The following is a 21423-nucleotide window of genomic DNA, read 5'->3' on the forward strand; positions in this document are numbered from 1 at the left end:
TGCGATGCAGATCGCAAAAATTCTTTTTAATGAATAAAAAATTGCAAAATTTTTCTTATTTTGAAAATGTAAAAAATCCAATAAGAAAAATTTGTTGATTAGGATTGCATTGGTTAAATATGCTAATTTTATTAAGTTTGTTAGTTAAATGTATATTTGATTAAGTGTAGGTAGGTTTATTTTTAATATAAAATGCCAAAAAATAGTTTGACAGCCAGTTTTTTATTCGTAATATGGAAAACGTTTTACACAGAAGGATTTTTATTTATGTTTCGTATTGTTTCTTTATCTCTCAACCTACTGCTCTCACATTTTGTGTGCGGCTAAGTTGTGGATAAAAAAACAGTCAGATGTAAATACCCAATTTTAAACCCGCACTTTATAAGTTGCGGGTTTTTTATCTTAAAAATACAGGAAAAACGCACCGCACTTTTGGCGTGATTTTAGAGGAACTTTTAGTAAGGGCATTTAGTAAGGACATTTAGTAAGGACATTGTTATGACAGATCGCGTTATTATTTTTGATACCACCTTGCGTGATGGGGAACAGGCATTAAAAGCAAGTTTGACGGTAAAAGAAAAATTACAGATCGCTTTAGCACTTGAACGCTTAGGTGTGGATGTAATGGAAGTGGGGTTCCCAGTTTCTTCTCAAGGGGATTTTGAATCTGTTCAAACCATTGCGCGCCATATTAAAAACGCTCGTGTTGCCGCGTTATCTCGAGCCGTAGATAAAGACATTGATGCCGCATATGAAGCATTGAAAGTAGCAGAAGCATTCCGTATTCATACGTTTATTGCAAGTTCCGCATTGCACGTTGAAGCGAAATTAAAACGTTCTTTTGATGATGTGGTAGGAATGGCAGTTGCAGCAGTGAAACGCGCACGTAATTATACGGATGATGTTGAGTTCTCTTGCGAAGATGCAGGCCGTACAGGTATTGATAATATCTGTCGTATTGTAGAGGCGGCAATTAATGCGGGTGCGACCACAGTAAATATTCCCGATACAGTCGGTTTTTGCTTACCAAATGAATACGGCAATATCATTGCTCAAGTGCGTAATTGCGTGCCGAATATCGACAAAGCTGTGATTTCCGTGCATTGCCACAATGACTTAGGTATGGCAACCGCTAATTCTTTAACGGCAGTACAAAATGGTGCGCGCCAAATTGAATGTACCATTAATGGAATTGGTGAACGTGCAGGCAATACTTCCCTTGAAGAAGTGGTTATGGCAATGAAAGTTCGTCAAGATTTTATGGGCGTGGATACCCGTATTAATACCCAAGAAATTCATCGTGTCAGCCAAATGGTTAGCCAACTTTGTAATATGCCAATTCAACCGAATAAAGCCATTGTAGGTTCAAATGCTTTTGCCCATTCTTCTGGTATTCATCAAGATGGTATGTTGAAAAACAAAAATACTTACGAAATTATGTCTCCAGAAACCATCGGTTTGAAAAAAGAAAAATTGAATTTAACCGCACGTTCTGGTCGAGCAGCGGTAAAAGGTCATATGGCAGATATGGGTTACACCGAACAAGATTATGATTTGGATAAATTGTATGAGGCGTTCTTAAAATTGGCGGATAAAAAAGGTCAAGTGTTCGATTATGATTTGGAGGCCTTGGCGTTTATCGATATGCAACAAGGGGATGAAGATCGTTTGGTATTAGATAAACTTTCTGCGCATTCAACCAAAGAATATCCAGCCACAGCCTTTGTTCAATTGAAATTAGATGGCGAAAAATTAAGCACTTCGTCAATTGGTGGCAATGGCCCAGTGGATGCGGTTTATAACGCCATCTTAAATTTAACGGGTTTAGAAATCAAAATGTCTCACTATAACTTAACTGCTAAAGGCGAGGGTGCAGAAGCATTAGGGCAAGTGGATATTGTGGTGGAACACAAAGGGCGTAAATTCCACGGTGTCGGTTTAGCGACAGACATTGTTGAATCTTCCGCACTTGCTTTAGTCCACGCCATCAATGCCATTTATCGAGCGCATAAAGTGGCAGATATTAAGAATCATAAACATCATTAATCCAATCCCCCTCTTTAGCAAAGAGGGGAAAAATACAAAAAAACTAACCGCACTTTTGAAGTAAAAAATAGGAAAAATAATATGCAATCATACAATATAGCAGTATTAGCAGGCGATGGTATTGGCCCCGAAGTCATGGCGGAAGCCATTAAGGTATTAAACAGAGTTCAAGAAAAATTTGGTTTTAAACTTAACTTTAACGAGTTTTATGTGGGCGGTGCGGCCATTGATCATTGTGGTTATCCGTTACCAGCAGAAACCTTAAAAGGCTGTGATCAAGCGGATGCCATTTTATTTGGTTCTGTAGGTGGCCCTAAATGGACAAATTTACCACCAGATCAACAGCCAGAACGCGGTGCATTATTGCCATTGCGTAAACATTTCAAATTATTCTGTAATCTTCGTCCTGCAACCCTTTATAAAGGCTTGGAAAAATTCTGTCCATTACGTGCAGATATTGCCGCAAAAGGCTTTGATATGGTGGTGGTGCGTGAATTAACGGGCGGGATTTATTTCGGTCAGCCTAAAGGTCGTGAAGGCGAAGGCGCACAAACCAAAGCATTTGATACGGAAGTGTATTACAAATATGAAATTGAACGCATTGCACGTGCGGCTTTTGATGCAGCAATGAAACGCAATAAAAAAGTCACTTCTGTAGATAAAGCGAACGTATTGCAGTCTTCTATTTTATGGCGTGAAACTGTGACAGAAATGGCAAAAGACTATCCTGAAGTGACTTTAGAGCATATCTATATCGATAACGCCACAATGCAATTAATCAAAGCACCAGAATCTTTTGATGTTTTACTTTGCTCTAATATTTTCGGCGATATTATTTCTGACGAAGCAGCGATGATCACAGGTTCTATGGGAATGTTGCCATCTGCCAGCTTAAATGAAGAGGGTTTTGGTTTATACGAGCCTGCTGGCGGTTCTGCCCCTGATATTGCAGGCAAAGGCATTGCCAACCCAATCGCACAAATTCTTTCTGTGGCAATGATGTTGCGTTATAGCTTCAACTTAAACGAAGCAGCAGATGCCATTGAAAGTGCGGTTCAAAAAGTCTTGGCAAGTGGTCATCGCACCGCCGATTTAGCCGATGCTTCTACACCAGTTTCAACGGCAGAAATGGGTACATTGATTACACAAGCAATTTAATATTTGCCTTCCTCCGTTTACGGGGGAAGGTGCCCGAAGGGCGGAAGGGGGCAATCTCCCCCCTTAGTTATTTAGAAATATCCCCAATAAACAGGGGACAAAGTATTTAAAGTGCGGTTGAAAAACACATCGAATTTTAACCGCACTTCCCTTAACGAATAGAGAAAAATATTATGGCAAAAACACTTTACGAAAAATTATTTGATTCACACATTGTGTATGAAGCAGAGGGCGAAACGCCAATTTTGTATATTAACCGTCATTTGATTCACGAAGTAACCAGCCCACAGGCCTTTGATGGGTTACGCGTCGCAAATCGCCGAGTTCGCCAAGTAAACAAAACTTTCGGCACAATGGATCACAGCATTTCCACCCAAGTACGAGATGTCAATAAACTTGAAGGTCAAGCGAAAATTCAAGTGTTAGAATTGGATAAAAATACCAAAGCAACAGGTATTAAATTATTTGATATAACAACCAAAGAGCAAGGTATTGTACACGTTATGGGGCCTGAACAAGGTTTAACCTTACCGGGTATGACAATTGTTTGTGGCGATTCCCATACAGCTACCCACGGCGCATTTGGTGCCTTGGCTTTTGGTATTGGTACTTCTGAAGTAGAGCACGTATTAGCCACTCAAACTTTAAAACAGGCTCGCGCAAAAAGTATGAAAATTGAAGTGCGTGGTAAAGTCGCATCAGGTATTACGGCAAAAGATATTATTCTTGCCATTATCGGCAAAACTACGATGGCAGGAGGTACAGGACACGTTGTGGAATTTTGTGGCGAAGCGATCCAAGACCTTTCTATGGAGGGGCGTATGACCGTCTGTAATATGGCAATTGAAATGGGTGCAAAAGCAGGCTTGATTGCGCCAGATGAAACCACATTTGCATATTTGAAAGATCGTCCACACGCACCGAAAGGCAAAGATTGGGAGGATGCCGTTGCTTATTGGAAAACCTTAAAATCTGACGATGATGCACAATTTGACACAGTGGTAACGCTAGAAGCAAAAGACATCGCACCACAAGTCACTTGGGGGACAAACCCTGGGCAGGTAATTTCTGTGAATGAAACCATACCAAATCCGCAAGAAATGGCAGATCCTGTACAACGTGCTTCAGCGGAAAAAGCCTTACATTATATTGGCTTAGAAGCTGGCACTAATTTAAAAGATATTAAAGTTGATCAAGTGTTTATTGGATCTTGCACCAACTCACGCATTGAAGATTTACGCGCAGCAGCGGCAGTGATGAAGGGGCGCAAAAAAGCGGATAACGTAAAACGTATTTTAGTAGTACCAGGTTCTGGCTTAGTGAAAGAACAAGCGGAAAAAGAGGGCTTGGATAAAATCTTTATTGCCGCAGGTGCAGAATGGCGTAATCCAGGTTGTTCAATGTGTTTAGGGATGAACGATGACCGTTTAGGCGAATGGGAACGTTGTGCCTCCACTTCAAACCGTAACTTTGAAGGTCGTCAAGGTCGTAATGGACGCACCCATTTAGTAAGTCCTGCAATGGCGGCAGCGGCAGGAATGTTCGGTAAATTTGTTGATATTCGTGACGTAACATTAAACTAAGGAGCAGAAAATGGCAGGATTTAAACAACTTTCAGGCTTAGTCGTACCATTGGATGCGGCAAATGTAGATACCGATGCAATTATTCCAAAACAATTTTTACAAGCCATTACCCGCGTAGGTTTCGGCAAACACTTATTCCACGAATGGCGTTATCTTGATGTGGACGGCACCAAGCCAAATCCAGAATTTGTCTTAAATTATCCGCAATATCAAGGTGCAACAATTTTGTTGGCGCGTAAAAACCTTGGCTGTGGTTCTTCTCGTGAACACGCCCCTTGGGCATTAGCCGATTACGGTTTCAAAGTAATGATCGCCCCAAGTTTTGCGGATATTTTCTACAACAACAGCTTAAATAATCATATGTTACCGATTCGTTTAAGCGAAGAAGAAGTAGAAGAAATCTTCCAATGGGTATGGGCAAATGAAAGCAAGCAAATCCACGTAGATTTAGAAGCGATGACGGTCACTGTAGGGGATAAAGTTTATACTTTTGAGCTTGATGAATTCCGTCGCCATTGTTTGCTAAACGGTTTAGATAATATCGGCTTAACTCTTCAGCACGAAGACAAAATCTCAGCATACGAGAAAAATATTCCAGCGTTTTTACGTTAAAAATAAAAAATGCGCTGATTTTTCACCGCACTTAATCACTGAATTTCATTCAAAAATAAAGCCCTGTAATACACAGGGCTTTGTTGTTTATAACGTTAATTCAAACAGGCTTATTAAAAACTAAAACTTAGTTTTAATTCTGCAGTTTTTTGTTTTTCCGCTTGTTTCGCTTTTGTTAATCCACCGATTAGACTTAATTTCACATTATGATATTTCAATTTAAGTCCTGCGTTATATTGCTGTTGGTTTTCCACATTGTAAGCAAAATCATATCCATTTACATTAATTTTGCCATTGCCTTGATTTGCATCATATCGAGCAGACAAAATTGGCGTAATGGCAAACTCGCCTAAGTGATAAGTATAACTTAAATCAACTTGAGCAAAGGCTGTTTTGACAGATATTGGATTTACTTTAATGCGATCTTGAGCTAATGCAAAATTAGCGTTTGATAAATAGCTATAACGCACGCCTACTATTGGCGTAATACCAAAATTGCCAAGATTAAATGCTTTGCCTGCGGTTAAACCAAATTGTGCAGTATGGTGAGCAAATTTCGCATTATGATTAGTTTTTAAGTTGCTTTGGAACTTGCCGTAGCCTAAATCCACCGCTAAATACCAATGATTATCCGCATAATATTTAGAATAGAAATTAACTTGTGCTAGAGTATTTTTACTTGTTGCCTTATCAAAATTGTTACTATTGCGAACATAAGTAAACACTCCACCTAACTGAACATTGTTTGAGATTGTTTGATCCCAACCAAGTTGAGTTTGCGTACTTTTAGAACTAAAACGACGATATTGACTTGAGGAATAATTTTCGTTCATTGAAGTATTAGATACCCAAACGTTATATTGCCCCTCGTTATTCATTTCTAACTGGCTAATATGTTGAGAAACTGCTTTCCCCACATTTAATGCAACAAATTGTGCTTTTGCCCTTGCATCAGAAATTACCGCATTTGTGTTTGTACTTGTGAGATTGCTCAATGCTACTGCAGAACGATCGCTGCCATTTGCAACAGTTGGTTCCGAGCGAACACTTCTTCTACTTCTACGATTTGGCTTACTGCTTTTTGAATTATCAGCTACTGTTGTTTTTTCAGTAGAAGTTACCGTTGTTTCTTCAGCAGAAGTCTCTTGAGGCTGGCTAACACTTCTTCTACTTCTACGTCTACTATTATCAGCTACTGTTGTTTCGTTAGTAGAAGTTGCTGTTGTTTCTTCAGCAGAAGTCTCTTGAGGCTGGCTAACACTTCTTCTACTTCTACTTCTACGATTTGGCTTACTGCTTTTTGAATTATCAGCTACTGTTGTTTCGTTAGTAGAAGTTACCGTTGTTTCTTCAGCAGAAGTCTCTTGAGGCTGGCTAATACTTCTTCTATGTCTACTATTTGGCTTACTGCTTTCTGAATTAACCGCAGGTTGAGTTGTATTCTCTGGATTTTCCACTACAGAGTTTCCAGTGTTTACTGTTGTGTTTTCTGTCACAGGTTGTTCAGCTTTTGTGCTTGAATTCTCTGTTGGTTTAACAGATGTTGAATTATTTGCTACAGAATTATCCGCAACAGTATTCGCTTTATGCTGACTAGCATCTTCGGTCGTAGCCACAGTTTCCGTTTGTGGTTTATCGGATTTTTCAGCAGTTTCTGTCATTGCGGTTGCAGATCCAGTATTTATTGAATTCTCTGGTGCAGGTTGTTTAGTGCTTACTGTTGCACTTGTTTGTGTTTGCAGTTGAGCTTGAACTTCTTCTGCATTATTAACAGTCGGAACATTTTCACTTTCAAGCGCTGTTTGCGGTTGAACAGTTTCAGACTGTTCCTGTTTCGGAGACGCTTGAGAAGCAACTTTAGGGGCTTCTTGAGTTTTCTCTGTTTCTACTTTAGCCGTTTTCTCTGTTTCTGTTGGTTGAGAAACTTTATTTTCTGCTTGATTTTGTGATACAGATGTTACAGGTTCAGCGTTAGTTTTTTCACTTGGTTGAGTTTCTTCCGCTGGTTTACCGTTCGGTGTAGTTGTATCTTCCGCAGTAACTGTTGTCGGTTGTGTTTGCAGTTGAGCTTGAACTTGAGTTTCTTCTACTTTCGTATCAGTTGAAACTTCTTTAGGAGCAGGCTTTGCTTGTTTCGGAGACGTTTCAGAAGTCATTTGAGGTGCTTCTTGAATTTCATCTTCTTCTACTTTAGCTGTTTCTTTTATTTCAGTCGTTTGAGTTTCCTTGGTTTCACTTCCACTTTGAGCTACTTCATTTGTTTGAGTTTTAGCTTTTACATTTGATTTAGCTTCTTTTGCAACTTCTCCATTTTGAGCTGTTGTCTCGGTTGCGTCTTGCTCGTTTTTCTCTACTGTTTTACTTTCTTGCAGACTATTTTCAGCCACTGTTTTAGTTGTCTCTGATAGTGTAGCAGGCGCAGGTGGTAGAACTGGTGCTTCAACACGAGCGGTTTCTTCATTGTTACTTGATACGCTAGGTGCATCAGCTTGCATATCATTAGGTGCTGTGATATTTGTTGTATCGACAGTTTGGTTTCTTTTTTCTACCTCTGGGTTATACAAATCGTAACGTCCATTAGTGTTTTTCAACGTATATTTCCAAGCACCAATATCAACACTGCCATTTGCCAGTGAAACATTTAAGCCACTTCTTTCAGTTGCTTTTGAAGCATCAAAAAGCGTGAGTTCATTATGATTTGGCTCGCCTGTTTTATTTGCTACTTGCAATGTAAAGTTACCTGTGGCGGATTTGGTTACAACAACTTTGTCGCCCTGCTTTTTAGAAAGATCAGTTAAATAATAGAAAGAACCATTACCTGATAAGCTATTCACAGTCAGCGTGTTATATGTAGTTACTTTATTAGCATCGTTTTGTGCATTTAAATGAATATGCCCATTGGTTAAATTTAACTGATTAACATTGCTATCGCCTGTTAAATGCCAATGGCTATTTTCGGTTAAACGCACTTGGCTATTTCCCGTGCTGCTAATTGTGCCGAATAAGTTAGCCTTGCCTAAGACAAAGTTTGCATTACCTGATAAATTTACATTGCCAGATACATTGGTAGCGTTAAAGCTATTAAGGGCTTTTTCCGATAAATTGCTATTATGGCAAGTCACATAGCCTGTATAGTCAGAACGTACACAAACGGTATCGCCTGTTTTATAGCCAATATGCACTTGTGCATTATTAGAAGCTGTGATATTTGAAGTAATATTTGCAACATTGCGTCCCGAATAAAGTGAGGCATTGCCAGTCACGTTCATTGTGGTTGCTTTAAAATTGCGGTTAATCCAGTCGTCTTCTACCACTACTTCATTATTTTCAGCAAAGTGAGGATCTTTCTTCGTTGAAGAAATACCCGCAATATCTCTTGCGTGCGGTGTAGGTCTGCCAGAAAGGAATAAGGTGCCTTGTTGAACATTTAAATCGCCATTAAGGTTTGTTCCGCCTGTTAATAAAAAGCGATTTTGCTCACTTTTGCCTTTAAAAGTCACATTTAGATTACCGTTATTTTTACCTTCTTCCTCACCAAAATAACCGTTAAAGCCATTCATACGGCTATTATTGATGTATTCCATTGTTTTCTTTTGGGCTTCATTTTTGTCTTTCCCCATATATAACCAAGTTTCATTACTTTCATTATTGTAAGGAAATTGTAAATTAGCCTTAGCACCTTTTCTTAACGCATAATAAGTGTAGTTTTCCTCATTTAAATAGAGCTGTCCCCCATCTTTAATCCGTCGAAAGGCATAAGGATTATCTTCCTCTCGTGCTTTTATATAATATGGATTAATTTTCTTTGGATCTGTAATTAGACTTTCCCCAGTAATCGTTATATTTGAGGCATTAGTCATATTATGATTAACCACTCTTGCACCATCATCAATATTACGGATATGTTCAAAAGTGAGATTATTGCCATTGGCATCTAATCGACCGCCTCTAAAACCAAAGTAAATTGAATTAGGATCTACTTGTTTATCATCATTAAGTACAACAGTTGAGCGACCACTTACAATCCCTACAGAAGCAAAAGCGTGTTCTCCTTTAGTTATTTGTTGTTTTAAAACTACTGTGCCATCGCCCACTTTTAGCGAACCTTTATTATTCCCTTTGCCCTCAACAATTAATGTTCCTTTCCCTATCTTGGCTAAATGATCTTTTTCAGGATTATGTATTTTCCACGTTACAGTTTTTCCCTCTTCAACAGAAATTCCGCCGCCTACCCAAGTAATATCGTCCGTTTTTCCTTTAACTTCATAGTTTCCTTTAAAGAATAAACCGCCAGCACCTTGATTGATATTATTTTCTAAAACAAGTGTGTTTTTATAATTACCATTTCCTTCAAAAATTACATTTTGCCCAGTATTCTCGTTTTCTTTTTTCTGATAATTAACAAGTGTTGTGTTAGGTTCTAGGAGTTTTACTGAAATTGTTTTTTGATCGTTTGTGATTTGGCTTGAGTTACCTGTTGTTGTCCAACGATATTCTGAAGTAGAGAAAGGCACTGCTTCAGCGTTATCTCGTTTTTTTATGTCATCAGCAAAATCTTTTTTATAAATATTCCATTCTTGCCAAGATTTTTTACCATAGCCTGCCCAATAAGTATAAGGCCCGATAAAAACCCATTTGTTTTGTTGTTTATCAAAAGCAAATAAAGGGGAACCACTATCGCCTAATACGCCGTAGTTGGTAAGAGGGTCTTGAGAGAGCAATGTTTTGGAATTAATAACGTGATCTTCACGGCTATCTCCAAAACCGATAAGTCCTTTTTTACTTTGGGAAGGATCAATATTAATTTCTTTGTAAGGTGTACCACCGATAGCATAATTATATGCAGCTGAAAGATCTTTTAAATCCTCTCCATGCTCATTACCTTCTACATGGCGGCTTCCTTTTTCATATACTAATTGGCGACCAGCACCTACTCGCACAAAGGACAGATATTTTTCTTTATCTTTATAGGTTTCTAAATCGCCCCCAGCTAATGTAGGCGTAGTGGGTGCAACCTCGGTCACAAATTTATTTAAACGAGGCATATTATAGTCATCTAATCGCTTATTAACATCCCACTTTTCACTTGGATTAACATTATTTTGTGTCACTACACTATATTTATTTTCATCATCAGAAACATCACGGTGTCCGTTATAATGCCCAAAATAAAAGTCATTCATATATTGATGTGCGTGTTTTACGCTTACAATATATTGCGGATCCACTAATGTACCAATACGTTTATTCACATCCACAACACTAAAATCAATCATCGGAATACCATTAGGTAAAACATTGCCTAAAGATTGGTTATTTTTATCTCTCACTTCCACATTTGTTGCGCCAACAGAAAATCTCCCTTTATTTTCTGCAAAATCACGAAATATTTGATAATCCACATCGTCTCTCACTAACGCAGCTTCTGTATAAGGGGCTAATGCGTAGGCGACAGTAAGCGCAATAAAATTGAGTTTGAATTTTTTATTTTTTAGCATAGAAGCTGTCCTTATTAATTAAGTTTAAAAAGTAGATTTGATAGGACACAATTTGATATACGGTTACAAGTTGATTCAAATTTTGGCTGTGTTGCGTTGATAGTTGCAAGTTGTCTTCATTTCTATAATGGGCGAACTTTATAGCATAAATTGCTCAAAACTTGAATTACATTTACGAGGTAATGATAATGATTTTTGATATTTTTTAAAAAATTGGTGTATTTTCCACCGCACTTTTGGCTAATTTAAGGCGTTAATGATGCCATTATGAACAGAAAACATTTTTTTGTTTTCCACTTGCATTTCTTTTAGTTGTCTTTTAGTGATGGCGGTAACAAACACTTGTGAACCGCTTTGTTGTAATCGTTCTGCCAACAAGGCGCGTTTGTATTGATCTAATTCCGAGGCAAAATCATCGATCAAAAAAATACAATGGCGTTGCTTTTCTTTCATTAAATGTTCGCCTTGAGCCAGTCTCAATGCGCACATTAAAAGTTTAAGTTGTCCACGAGAAAGCACATCTTCAACAGGCAATCCTTGTGCTTTGAAACGAAAATCCGCTTTTTGAGGGCCAGAAAAGGTGTAATTTAAGGCGCGATCTCGTTCAAAATTTTGCTCAAGAACCTCAGCGTAATCCGTATTTTTCTCCCATCCTTGATGAAAGCTGACATTAATTTCTAATTCAGGCAGAAAAAGTCGGCAAGTTTGCTCAATTTCAGGGCACAGTGCTTCTGCATATTCGGCACGCCATTGACTTACTTGATGGGCAAGTTTAGCAAGTTCAACGTCCCAAATTTTTATGGCAGAGTAAGGCTGATTTTGTGCAAGGGCGGCATTTCGTTGTTTGAGTAATCGATTGAGATTGCTCCAAGCGGAATAGAAACTTGTTTGGTGATGGAATAATCCCCAATCTAAAAACGCGCGGCGATAACTTGGCCCACCATTGAGTAAGGTTAAGCCCTCTGGGGTGATTAATTGCATTGGCAAAAGATGAGCAAGATCGGAAATTTTATTGCCATCTTCGCCGTTAATTTTTACTAAGGTGTTGCCTTGACGCAGTTTTTGTAAGCCGACAGACCATTGATGTTGGCTTTCTTGGATTTGTCCAAATAGGGTAAAGTGCGGTTCGTCGTAAGAAATGATGCGATTTGTGACCGCACTTTTAAATGAGCGTCCGTGACCAAGATAAAAAATGGCTTCTAATAAGCTGGTTTTTCCGCTGCCGTTGTTGCCGATTAGAAAGTTAAAGCAGGGATCAAAATTAAGATCCACTGCTGTTAAATTACGAAATTTTTCGACCAGTAAACGAGAAATCGCCATATTATAAACGCATTGGCATAATGACGTATTCGCAGCTGCTGTCTTCACAGTTTTCAATTAAGCAACTGGAGAACGCATCAGTTAAGCACATTCGCACTTGATTACATTTAAGTGCATTCAGCACATCAAGAATATAGGTTACATTAAAGCCCACTTCTAATTCTTCGCCATTGTAATTGACATCGACAATTTCTTCTGCTTCTTCGTGTTCTGTATTTGAGGCAGTAATTTTAAGCTGGTTTTCCTTTAAGCTTAAACGCACGCTGCGTGCGCGTTCATTAGATAAAATGGACGCACGAACAAAAGCCTGTTTCAGCATTTCCCAACTGCCTTCGACAATTTTTGTGGCATTACGAGGCAATACTCGGCGATAGTCAGGAAAGCGACCATCAATTAATTTTGATGTAAATACTGTGTTTTTTAAATGGACACGTAAATTGTTGGTGCCAATTTGTAAGCGTGCTGGTTCATCGTTTGTTTCTAATAAACGAACCAGCTCTAACACGCCTTTACGCGGTAAAATCACAGAATGATTTTGTAATTCTTGTTCAAGTGAAATAGTACAGACCGCAAGTCTATGACCATCTGTTGCCACAGTTCGCAATAAATTGCCCTCTGTTTCAAACTTCATACCATTTAAGAAATAGCGCGCATCTTGGTTTGCCATAGAAAATTGAGTGGCTTCAATTAAACGGCGTAAGGTATTTTGCGGTAGTTCAAAATCTACTTCAGACTGCCAATCCGTGAGGTTTGGATATTCTTCGGCAGGTTGGGTTGCTAGTGTAAAACGGCTACGCCCAGATTGCACTAATGCACGATCTTGTTCAAAAGTCACCGTGATTTCTGACTCATCAGATAAAGTGCGGCAAATATCTAAGAATTTTTTTGCTGGAATGGTAAAAGTGCCATTTTCAGAAGATGATGAAAGCTGAGTTTGACTAGAGAGTTCAACTTCTAAATCTGTCCCTGTGATAGTCAGACGATTGTCTTCAATTTGCAATAATACGTTGTTTAATACAGGAATATTTGGGCGATTACTCAATACGCCACATACTTGTTGCAACGGTTTTAATAAATTTTCTCTTGAAATACTAAATTGCATTACGTTCTCCTTTTATGCGGACAAAGTGCGGATCAAATTCGCCCAATCTTCTTGAATGCTATTGTCTTGCTCACGGAATTTTGGTACTTCTCGGCAAGCGTTTAATACGGTCGTATGATCACGGTCAAAGGCACGACCGATTTCAGGCAAACTGCGATTTGTTAATTCTTTTGCTAAGGCCATTGCAATTTGGCGAGGACGAGTGACTGAACGTGCGCGACTTTTTGATTTTAAATCTGAAACCTTAATTCGATAATATTCAGCCACCACTTTTTGAATATTTTCAATGGTAACTAAGCGTTCTTGCAGAGCCAAAATATCTTTTAAGGTATCACGCACGAAATCAATATCAATGTCGCCACCTTTGAAGTCTTGCATTGCTTTTACACGATTTAACGCACCCTCAAGTTCACGCACGTTGGTACGCAAGCGTTGAGCAATGAAGAAAGCAACTTCTTCTGGCAAGTTCATATTATGTTCTTCCGCCTTTTTCAATAAAATCGCTACACGCGTTTCAAGATCGGGCGGTTCAATAGCTGTTGTTAAGCCCCAGCCAAAACGTGATTTTAAACGTTCTTCAATTTTTTCAATTTCTTTAGGATAACGATCCGAAGTTAAGATAATTTGGCGACCCGTTTCAAACAAGCTATTGAAAATATGGAAGAATTCTTCTTGGGTTTTTTCTTTTTCAGCGAAAAATTGAATATCATCCACTAAAAGTGCATCGAGAGAACGATAGAATTTTTTGAACTGATCCATTTTATTATCACGCACTGCTTTTACCATATGTTGCATAAAGTTGTTGGCGTGAATATAAAGCACTCGTGCATTCGGTTTATCGGCTAAAATGCCGTTGCCAATGGCGTGTAACAAGTGAGTTTTCCCTAAACCAGTGCCGCCATATAAAAAGAAAGGATTGGCTGATGGTTCGCCTGGTGCTTGAGCAAGTTTTTGACCGACTGCGCGTGCGAGTTGGTTCGACTTACCTTCAACAAAGTTATCAAATAAATGTTTAGTATTGAGATGGGATTCAAATTTTATTGGCGTACTAGATTCTGTTTGAAAATCTACCGCACTTTCTGATCTAAGTGTTGTATTTGGTGTGCTTTCCACTATCTTGGGTGCAGGTTTAACCCCTTCTTTTAAAGAAATACGCAGTTCAGGATTTTGTGCAAGTGTTTGACAAATTTGCTGGATTTGTGCGAGATAATGGGTTTCCACCCAACCTTTCACAAACATATTAGAAGCATATAAAACAATGTGGTTATTTGATACTACATCAGCCTGTAAAGGACGAAGCCAAGTGCTAAGATCGCTGGCTGAAACTTGATCTTGAAGTTGTAACAGGCAACTTTGCCAAAGATTTGAGAGAGTCACAAAAGGATCCTTGTTGTTTTTATTATAAAAGTGCGGTCAAAATTGTCGGAGATTTTACAATAAATGTGTGAAAAGATCTTCTAAAAAATCTAGTGTTGAGTTTTCATTTCATAAGATTATAGAACTGAAAAGAAACGCGCCAGTGCGATATAGATAGCGTGCTTAACCTGTCTGGCGCATTTTAATTTAGAATTTCATTTCTAATGTTAAGGTATAGTTTCGTCCTGATGCTGCGTAGCGAGTATAGTTACCAACATTTTGATGTTGATTGACCGCACCTTGTGCTGTTTGACGCACCGCTTCCCAAGTGACATAGCGATAGTTTAATAAATTATATACTCCTAATCGGAACAAAATACTTCTATTCACCATGTAATAACCCGATACATCTAAGATATGCCATGCCCGAGTAAGTTTTCTTGTTGATTTTACATTCCTTGAAGTGCTACCCAATGCACGTTGTCCTAGCAATTCATTTTGAGATTTTGCTTTTGATTGAGTAAACATTGTATTAATTCCCCAAGTATTACTTGGATGATCATAGCCTAAACCAATGATATAACGGCTGGGCTGAATGGCATCAAATAAATAACTGCTTACGGAGGCTAAACCAGCATTGATTTTTTGATCTTTAACTTTTACTCGGTTATAAGCAAATGTTGCATACCAACCGTAGGGAATACGTTTCCATAAACCATTAAAATCTAATTGCGCAGTTATATTTATACCAACTAATTTTGCATTTTGTGCATTATGATATCCATAATTGCCCTTGCCCCTTCCATTTTTAAGTTCTTCAGCAAAGGCGATAAGATTTCGATAAGCATTACTAAAATGACTGATCTCAATATTACCAAAATCCCCTTTTAGAGCGAGACCAAACTCTTGGTTACGAGATGTTTCAGGCTTAAATTTACCTACATAAACATCGCTATTATTGCCACCATACCGCCAACCATACATTTCAGCAAAACTAGGATTTCTAAATCCAGTAGAAAGGCGATAAGAAAGATCAAGCCATTCCGTTGGTTTTATGACAATACCAGTATTCCAAGAGAAATTTTTAAATTTACCAACACTAATAGTTGATTCATTAGCTTTTGTACGAGATACGTCATACCGAATACCTAAACCTAAATCAACGTATTTCCCCAATGCCATATTATTGCGTGCTGCGAAATAATAATTTTTCCCTTTAATTAACCGCACTTTACAGTCTCTGTAATTAGAGGAGCTACCTTTATAATTACAAAGATCTCCTCCTACCAACTCTGCTTTTGGTTTTGGGTAGAAGTAAGGGGTTGTGGAGTAACCATTTCTTCTTGGTTCACCAGTTTTCTCTGAAATACTCTTTGCCGTAGCGATAACACGTCGAGTTAAATAATCTTTATGCTGAAGTGCGGAAGTAAAGTCATCAAAACCAAGATTGAAGACAATTTGATGAGTAAGCCAGTTTTGTTGAATTTTTTTCTCTAAATTCAATTGCAACATATTATGTTTTTCTTTATAAACATTTCTATCAGAATGATAGAATGAATAAGGTTTATCAAGTGTTGGGCGGCAATTCTTACTTGGATTAGGATAAAGACTGCAATGCGTATGTCGCATATAACTGTCAAGTATGATGTTTTGTTGATTAGCACTTAACACTGCTTTGTCAATGATGCCCGCTTTGTTCTTATTTTCGTAAATATATTCAATACCTGCACGCTGTTTTCTATGGTGTTCATCGAAATAAAGCCCACTTGCATATTTAACGCCTCGGCCATCACCAATACGTTGATATGCACCATAATCTTGCTTTGGATAAAAAGGGGGGTTTTCTAAATCCTTGTCTTCTGTTGATCTTAAATAAGCGGGAAATGTCATATCACGGATATCAAATTTTTGTTGTGTGAATTCAAAAATACCACCAATATAGTGTTGTTCAGAAAAATGATAACCTCCTCTTAAAAACCAAGACTGGCTTTCATATTTCATTGGATTAGGTTTGATACGGTTAGCCCCCGTATAATCTGAAACGCTTACGGTTTCTTTTTCGGTGGATAAAGTCGCAGGTGGTTTGGGTGACTTTTTACAACTTTCATAACCCTCTGGACACTCATCTTGCATCACAAAGTATGCAGATTGATCCTCTGGTTTGGCGATTAATCGATTATAACTTTGCACGCCTTTTAATGCATCTTTATGGACTTGGGTTTCAATTGAATTTCGTTGAGTGTAAATGGCGACCCCTTCAAATCCACCTTGTTTTCCTGCTACAGCTAAAGAATGGGTAAAGCCTTTATTTTTGCTTGAATAAGCATTTTTAGTTTGAATTCCCCATGATTTGTCTCCTTCTAAGATATCGGCTGCGGATTTGCTTTGAAATGTTACAGAACCAGCTAGTGCTCCATTACCATACTCAGAAGAACTCCCCCCCTTGCTTATTTCGACGGCCTTTACATTTTCATATTCAATTTCATTAATTGCACCAGTGCCAGAATATCCTGAACGAGCAACTAAAGGGCTTTGCACTACATAAGATTGCGTTTGAGGTAAACCATCTACTAATAAAGCAACTCTATTTCTGTCCATACCACGAATAGAATATCCAGAACTTGCACCGCGACCTTGTTCTACAACTGAAATCCCTGGATCATAGCGTGTTAGATCACGAATATTTAATACTTGCTCTCGGCTGATACTTTCACTAGTTTTGATAATTTTGCCAAGTCCAGTTACTTCATTATCTTTACGATCTCTTACTTTTTCTGCAGTGACTGAGATAGTTTCTAATTCTGAATCTTCTGTACTTTGAGTGCCCACTTCAGATGATATAGCTTCTTTTGTATCTTTTATACTTTGAGTTTCTGCTTTTACATAGTGTGAAATTAAAAGACAAGAAATAATACTTAGGCGAAAATAGGATTTTTTAGTCATTTTTAGTATTCCATTATTTGTTTTTTTCTACTTGTTGGTTGTGTCTACTTGTTTTTTAGCTCCAAACACAACGGCAGCACGAGCATTTGCTGAATTGGGTGGTGAAGGTACGGTTGAGGAATTTGTAGCTGTAGGATTTCCGTTATAGGTGAAATAACCGCCTAATTCTGTAGCGTGCGGACCATAAAATGCCCCGTTTACTGTTGTCGTGAAATTGACTGTAGATGTGCCTTGTGTATTTTGGCTATCAATCGCTACATTGTTTGCACGGGCAGTGCCTTCAAAGTCATTCTTACCATTATTAAAGGTTGCCTCAATGTTAAATACGGTATTTCCATTATCGTGTCGTTTTAATTCGCCTGTTAGCTTTTTATCGGCAAAATTTACATTAAACTCGGCGACAGCATTGTTATTTTGTTGTTTATTTCCTGTAGCGGAGTAAGATGTTTCGCCATCACTAATATAACCAAACCAATTACCGCGATATTGTGCACTTCCTTCTTTAGGTATTTCGGCATTGGGAGTACGGAGACCTAATAAGAATTGATAATAAGTGTTCGATAGATTTGTCGCTTGTTTTTCTTTTTCTTTTTCTTTTTCTTTTTTTTCTTTGTCTTTTTCTTCTTCTTCTTCTTTAGGTGGGACTTCATAATACATACCAAATTTCACATAGCTTAGATTACTGCAACATGCTTCTACTTGATAGGTTTTCTTTCCTACAGTATGGTGCTTACTACTTATGAAATCAGCACTATTTTCAGGTAAAAGAGGAACAGGGTAATTATCAATTAAAAGATAATCAGCTTCACCAAAACTTGATATATCTTTTGTCTTAAAGTTTTCTGCATCGGTTATTGCATTGGTTGTTTTATTGGTTGTTGTATCGGTTGTTTTAGAGAAAGTAGTTAGCTTGCCATCAATTAACGTTTCTCTGGATAATTTTTTGTTTTCTGGGTTTTCTGGGTCTTCTTTGGCACTAAATACCCCAAAAACTTTTTTGTCGCCAGCTAAAAACTTTCCTCCTAGTTCTTCACCGTTAGGCCCATAAAAACCACCTTCTAATGTTCCCTCGCTGGTAAAGGGATGTTCATTCGATGTGGATTCTTTAGGAATAACTTTACCTCTGAATCTATTACTATAAATACCGGCATCTATATCATAGAGTTTTTCCTTTTTATATTCTTGATTATTAGTTTTTCTTTGGGTGTAAAACAGTTGTCCTGTCAGTTTTTTAGTCCCAAAATCTGCACTAAATTCACTCACTAGCCCTTTTTCTTTCTCCCCACTATTTTGAACTTCTAAATCAATATCTTCTGGAATTGCACTACGTTTGGAATAACCTTGACCGCTAGAATTACTGAACAAAGAATAACGTTTGCCTTTTTCAGTTGCAGTGATGAAGCTCCAAGTTCCTTTATACGTTGCTTTGCCATTTACAGGTAATGTAGTGGCTGTTTGCTTGCCAAAGTAATACGCATATCCATAGAAACCTGAATAAAACTTTTTATTTTGTGAATCACGCCACGATGATGGAATATAATAAAGCCCTGAATATACATATTTTTGTCCATGATCATTTTGGGTTGGATTTGTTGCACTTGCGCTAGGCTCGTCTATTGAGCCACTTGGATTTGTCTGGTATTTATTTTGTTTGTCAACATCAGCTTTACTCGTAGAAAGTGAGGAAAATATCATATAGCCATCTTCATTTAAGAGACTAGGTTCGCTACCACGTAAATTCTGAGCCACTAACTTCATTCCTCCTCCTAAAGAGGGAATAGATAGCTTGTCTAAATTCGATTTTGTTCTTGAACTTGAAGTATCGTCTTGATAACGTGGTTTAGAAGAGGAGGGATTAGAGACGTCATCTACATCAAAAGAACCACCTCCCCCGCTACAAGCGCTTAATAAAAAGGAAAGTCCACCAGTGATAAGAGGTACAGATTTCATAGAATTATACTTATACAAAATTGATAATTGTTCGCATTATCATTTTTTTTTTGTAATAATGTCAACTTATAATTTTTTAAGTTCATGGATAAAATATGAAAAATGGCGTAAAACAACTTTCTCTCTTATCATTAATAGGCTTATCATTAACGAATGTAGCTTGGGCAGAAGTTGCACGTCCTAAAAATGATACATTGACAAATACGATTCAAAGTGCGGAATTAAAAACCTCCTCTTTTTCTTCTATGCCTAAGAAAGAAATACCAAATAGGCATATTATTTCTCTTTCCAAAAGCCAATTAGCACAACATCCAAGACTTGTTTTGCGTGGGTTAATTCCTGCTTTATATCAAAATAACACTCAGGCAGTTCAACTGTTATTACCACTATATAAACAATTTCCTCAACAAGATAATTTCTTACTAACTTGGGCAAAGGCTATTGAAGCTCGTGAACAAGGTGATTTAACTCAATCTATTGCTTATTATCGTGAATTATTCGCTCGAAACGCATCTTTACTACCTTTACGTTATCAATTAGCTCAAGCTCTATTTTTTAACTATGAAAATGAAGCTGCCAAAATTCAATTTGAAAAATTACGTACAGAGGTAGATGATGAAAAATTTTTAGGTGTTATTGATCAGTATCTTTTAACACTAAATCAGCGGAATCAATGGATATGGCAAGTAGGATTAAATTTTTTAAATGATGATAATTTGAATAACGCTCCAAAAAGTGGCACAAAAATTGGTAATTGGACCGCTTGGGAAAAAGAAAGTGGTCAGGGTGTAGGGTATTCTTTATCAGTAGAAAAAAAATGGCCATGGGCAGATCATTTTTTTAGTAAAACTATGTTTAATGGAAATGGAAAATATTATTGGGATAATAAAAAATACAATGAGGCTACTTTGCGTATAGGTGGTGGTTTAGGTTATCAAACTGCCTCAGTTGAAGTCTCGTTGTTTCCTTTTCAAGAAAAGCGTTGGTATGCAGGCGGTAGCTCTGGAACGAATACAATGAAGCAATATGCGGATAAATTGGGTATTCGTTTAGAAAACGTAGATTGGCTAAGTAAAACTTGGCAAATTTCTACCGCACTTGAGTATGGAGAATCTCGTTATAAAATCCGAAAACATTTAGATGGTAATTATTATTTCGTTTCATCAACATTATTTTATTTACCTAAAAGCACCCAATTTTGGTTTGCTGGCATGGATTTTCATCGAGAAAATACACAAGCATTAGATAATGCTTATCAACAAAAGACATTGAGACTTGGTTGGGGGCAGGATTGGTCTTATGGTATTTCATCACGTCTTACTTTTAGTTATGCTAATCGAGCGTACAGAGAGAAAGATTTGATTGGGATACAGCAAAAAAATCGTGAATACACAACCACAATTACTTTATGGCATCGAAATATACATTTTATGGGGCTAACACCCAAATTATCGTGGGATTATCAAAAATCCACCAGTAACCATGCTTTTTATCGTTATGATAAAAATAGAATTTATCTCGAAATTGGAAAAATATTTTAAGGTTGTAAACTAACTGTTGAGTTATCTCTAACATTGTCAAATGTGCATACACTATATTTTTAATATTAGTTTGAAATTTTTTAAAAAATTTCCGTTTCTTATTTGACGAACGCGCATTTTATGACTAGAATTGCGTCCTATTTTATTCACTCTTAATTGTATTTAGGTAAATTAAAATGAAACGTACATTTCAACCTTCTGTATTAAAACGTAGTCGTACTCACGGTTTCCGTGCTCGTATGGCAACTAAAAATGGCCGTCAAGTTTTAGCACGTCGCCGTGCTAAAGGTCGTAAAAGTTTATCTGCATAATC

12 protein-coding genes are annotated in these 21423 nt (G+C 37.6%); 6 read left to right on the forward strand and 6 right to left on the reverse strand.

What is annotated here, in order from left to right; translation table 11 throughout:
* The first annotated feature begins 498 nt into the window (after window positions 1-498).
* The 4 genes from leuA to leuD all read left to right on the forward strand — a co-directional run bounded on the left by leuA (window position 499) and on the right by leuD (window position 5400).
* A complete protein-coding gene (leuA, locus tag DV356_RS01500; protein ID WP_065245161.1) occupies window positions 499-2046 on the forward strand; it encodes a 2-isopropylmalate synthase in 1548 nt (515 codons plus the stop codon).
* A gap of 81 nt (window positions 2047-2127) precedes the next feature.
* Window positions 2128-3204 carry a 3-isopropylmalate dehydrogenase gene (gene leuB / locus DV356_RS01505; protein WP_118806421.1) on the forward strand — a complete coding sequence of 359 codons (1077 nt, stop codon included), beginning with the start codon at window positions 2128-2130 and terminating at the stop codon, window positions 3202-3204.
* A gap of 173 nt (window positions 3205-3377) precedes the next feature.
* On the forward strand, window positions 3378-4787 hold the full coding sequence (gene leuC / locus DV356_RS01510; protein ID WP_118806422.1) for a 3-isopropylmalate dehydratase large subunit: 1410 nt from the start codon (window positions 3378-3380) through the stop codon (window positions 4785-4787).
* 10 nt (window positions 4788-4797) lie between these two features.
* Complete coding sequence (gene leuD, locus DV356_RS01515) at window positions 4798-5400, forward strand: 3-isopropylmalate dehydratase small subunit (RefSeq protein WP_005664229.1); 603 nt, start codon at window positions 4798-4800, stop codon at window positions 5398-5400.
* Window positions 5401-5513: 113 nt separating this feature from the next.
* Here leuD and DV356_RS01520 read toward each other — a convergent pair whose 3' ends face one another.
* The 6 genes from DV356_RS01520 to DV356_RS01545 all read right to left on the reverse strand — a co-directional run bounded on the left by DV356_RS01520 (window position 5514) and on the right by DV356_RS01545 (window position 19569).
* Window positions 5514-10898, reverse strand: coding sequence for a S6 family peptidase (locus DV356_RS01520; protein ID WP_118806423.1), 5385 nt, complete (start codon window positions 10896-10898; stop codon window positions 5514-5516).
* Between the two features lie 240 nt (window positions 10899-11138).
* The gene (gene recF / locus DV356_RS01525; protein ID WP_005647935.1) at window positions 11139-12218 is read right to left on the reverse strand and encodes a DNA replication/repair protein RecF; all 1080 of its coding nucleotides are present in this window, start codon (window positions 12216-12218) and stop codon (window positions 11139-11141) included.
* A 1-nt stretch (window position 12219) separates the two neighbouring features.
* Window positions 12220-13320 carry a DNA polymerase III subunit beta gene (gene dnaN, locus DV356_RS01530; RefSeq protein WP_050845853.1) on the reverse strand — a complete coding sequence of 367 codons (1101 nt, stop codon included), beginning with the start codon at window positions 13318-13320 and terminating at the stop codon, window positions 12220-12222.
* Between the two features lie 12 nt (window positions 13321-13332).
* A complete protein-coding gene (gene dnaA, locus DV356_RS01535; protein ID WP_050838703.1) occupies window positions 13333-14697 on the reverse strand; it encodes a chromosomal replication initiator protein DnaA in 1365 nt (454 codons plus the stop codon).
* Window positions 14698-14883: 186 nt separating this feature from the next.
* Complete coding sequence (locus DV356_RS01540) at window positions 14884-17619, reverse strand: lactoferrin/transferrin family TonB-dependent receptor (protein WP_118806424.1); 2736 nt, start codon at window positions 17617-17619, stop codon at window positions 14884-14886.
* 27 nt (window positions 17620-17646) lie between these two features.
* Window positions 17647-19569, reverse strand: coding sequence for a transferrin-binding protein-like solute binding protein (locus DV356_RS01545; protein WP_118806425.1), 1923 nt, complete (start codon window positions 19567-19569; stop codon window positions 17647-17649).
* A gap of 95 nt (window positions 19570-19664) precedes the next feature.
* Here DV356_RS01545 and DV356_RS01550 point away from each other — a divergent pair, with 95 nt between their 5' ends.
* Together DV356_RS01550 and rpmH are read left to right on the forward strand one after the other, a co-directional pair.
* Complete coding sequence (locus DV356_RS01550) at window positions 19665-21110, forward strand: surface lipoprotein assembly modifier (protein WP_118806426.1); 1446 nt, start codon at window positions 19665-19667, stop codon at window positions 21108-21110.
* A 176-nt stretch (window positions 21111-21286) separates the two neighbouring features.
* On the forward strand, window positions 21287-21421 hold the full coding sequence (rpmH, locus tag DV356_RS01555; protein ID WP_005539760.1) for a 50S ribosomal protein L34: 135 nt from the start codon (window positions 21287-21289) through the stop codon (window positions 21419-21421).
* The last annotated feature ends 2 nt before the right edge of the window (window positions 21422-21423 follow it).

Origin of the sequence: Haemophilus influenzae (assembly GCF_003494325.1) — a bacterium.
GTDB lineage: Bacteria > Pseudomonadota > Gammaproteobacteria > Enterobacterales > Pasteurellaceae > Haemophilus > Haemophilus influenzae_I.

Bases quoted from the DNA above. Each gene is read 5' to 3' on its own strand.
- leuA (WP_065245161.1), top strand. From the start codon at position 499: ATGACAGATCGCGTTATTATTTTTGATACCACCTTGCGTGATGGGGAA.
- leuB (WP_118806421.1), top strand. From the start codon at position 2,128: ATGCAATCATACAATATAGCAGTATTAGCAGGCGATGGTATTGGCCCC.
- leuC (WP_118806422.1), top strand. From the start codon at position 3,378: ATGGCAAAAACACTTTACGAAAAATTATTTGATTCACACATTGTGTAT.
- leuD (WP_005664229.1), top strand. From the start codon at position 4,798: ATGGCAGGATTTAAACAACTTTCAGGCTTAGTCGTACCATTGGATGCG.
- DV356_RS01520 (WP_118806423.1), bottom strand. From the start codon at position 10,898: ATGCTAAAAAATAAAAAATTCAAACTCAATTTTATTGCGCTTACTGTC.
- recF (WP_005647935.1), bottom strand. From the start codon at position 12,218: ATGGCGATTTCTCGTTTACTGGTCGAAAAATTTCGTAATTTAACAGCA.
- dnaN (WP_050845853.1), bottom strand. From the start codon at position 13,320: ATGCAATTTAGTATTTCAAGAGAAAATTTATTAAAACCGTTGCAACAA.
- DV356_RS01540 (WP_118806424.1), bottom strand. From the start codon at position 17,619: ATGACTAAAAAATCCTATTTTCGCCTAAGTATTATTTCTTGTCTTTTA.
- DV356_RS01545 (WP_118806425.1), bottom strand. From the start codon at position 19,569: ATGAAATCTGTACCTCTTATCACTGGTGGACTTTCCTTTTTATTAAGC.
- DV356_RS01550 (WP_118806426.1), top strand. From the start codon at position 19,665: ATGAAAAATGGCGTAAAACAACTTTCTCTCTTATCATTAATAGGCTTA.
- rpmH (WP_005539760.1), top strand. From the start codon at position 21,287: ATGAAACGTACATTTCAACCTTCTGTATTAAAACGTAGTCGTACTCAC.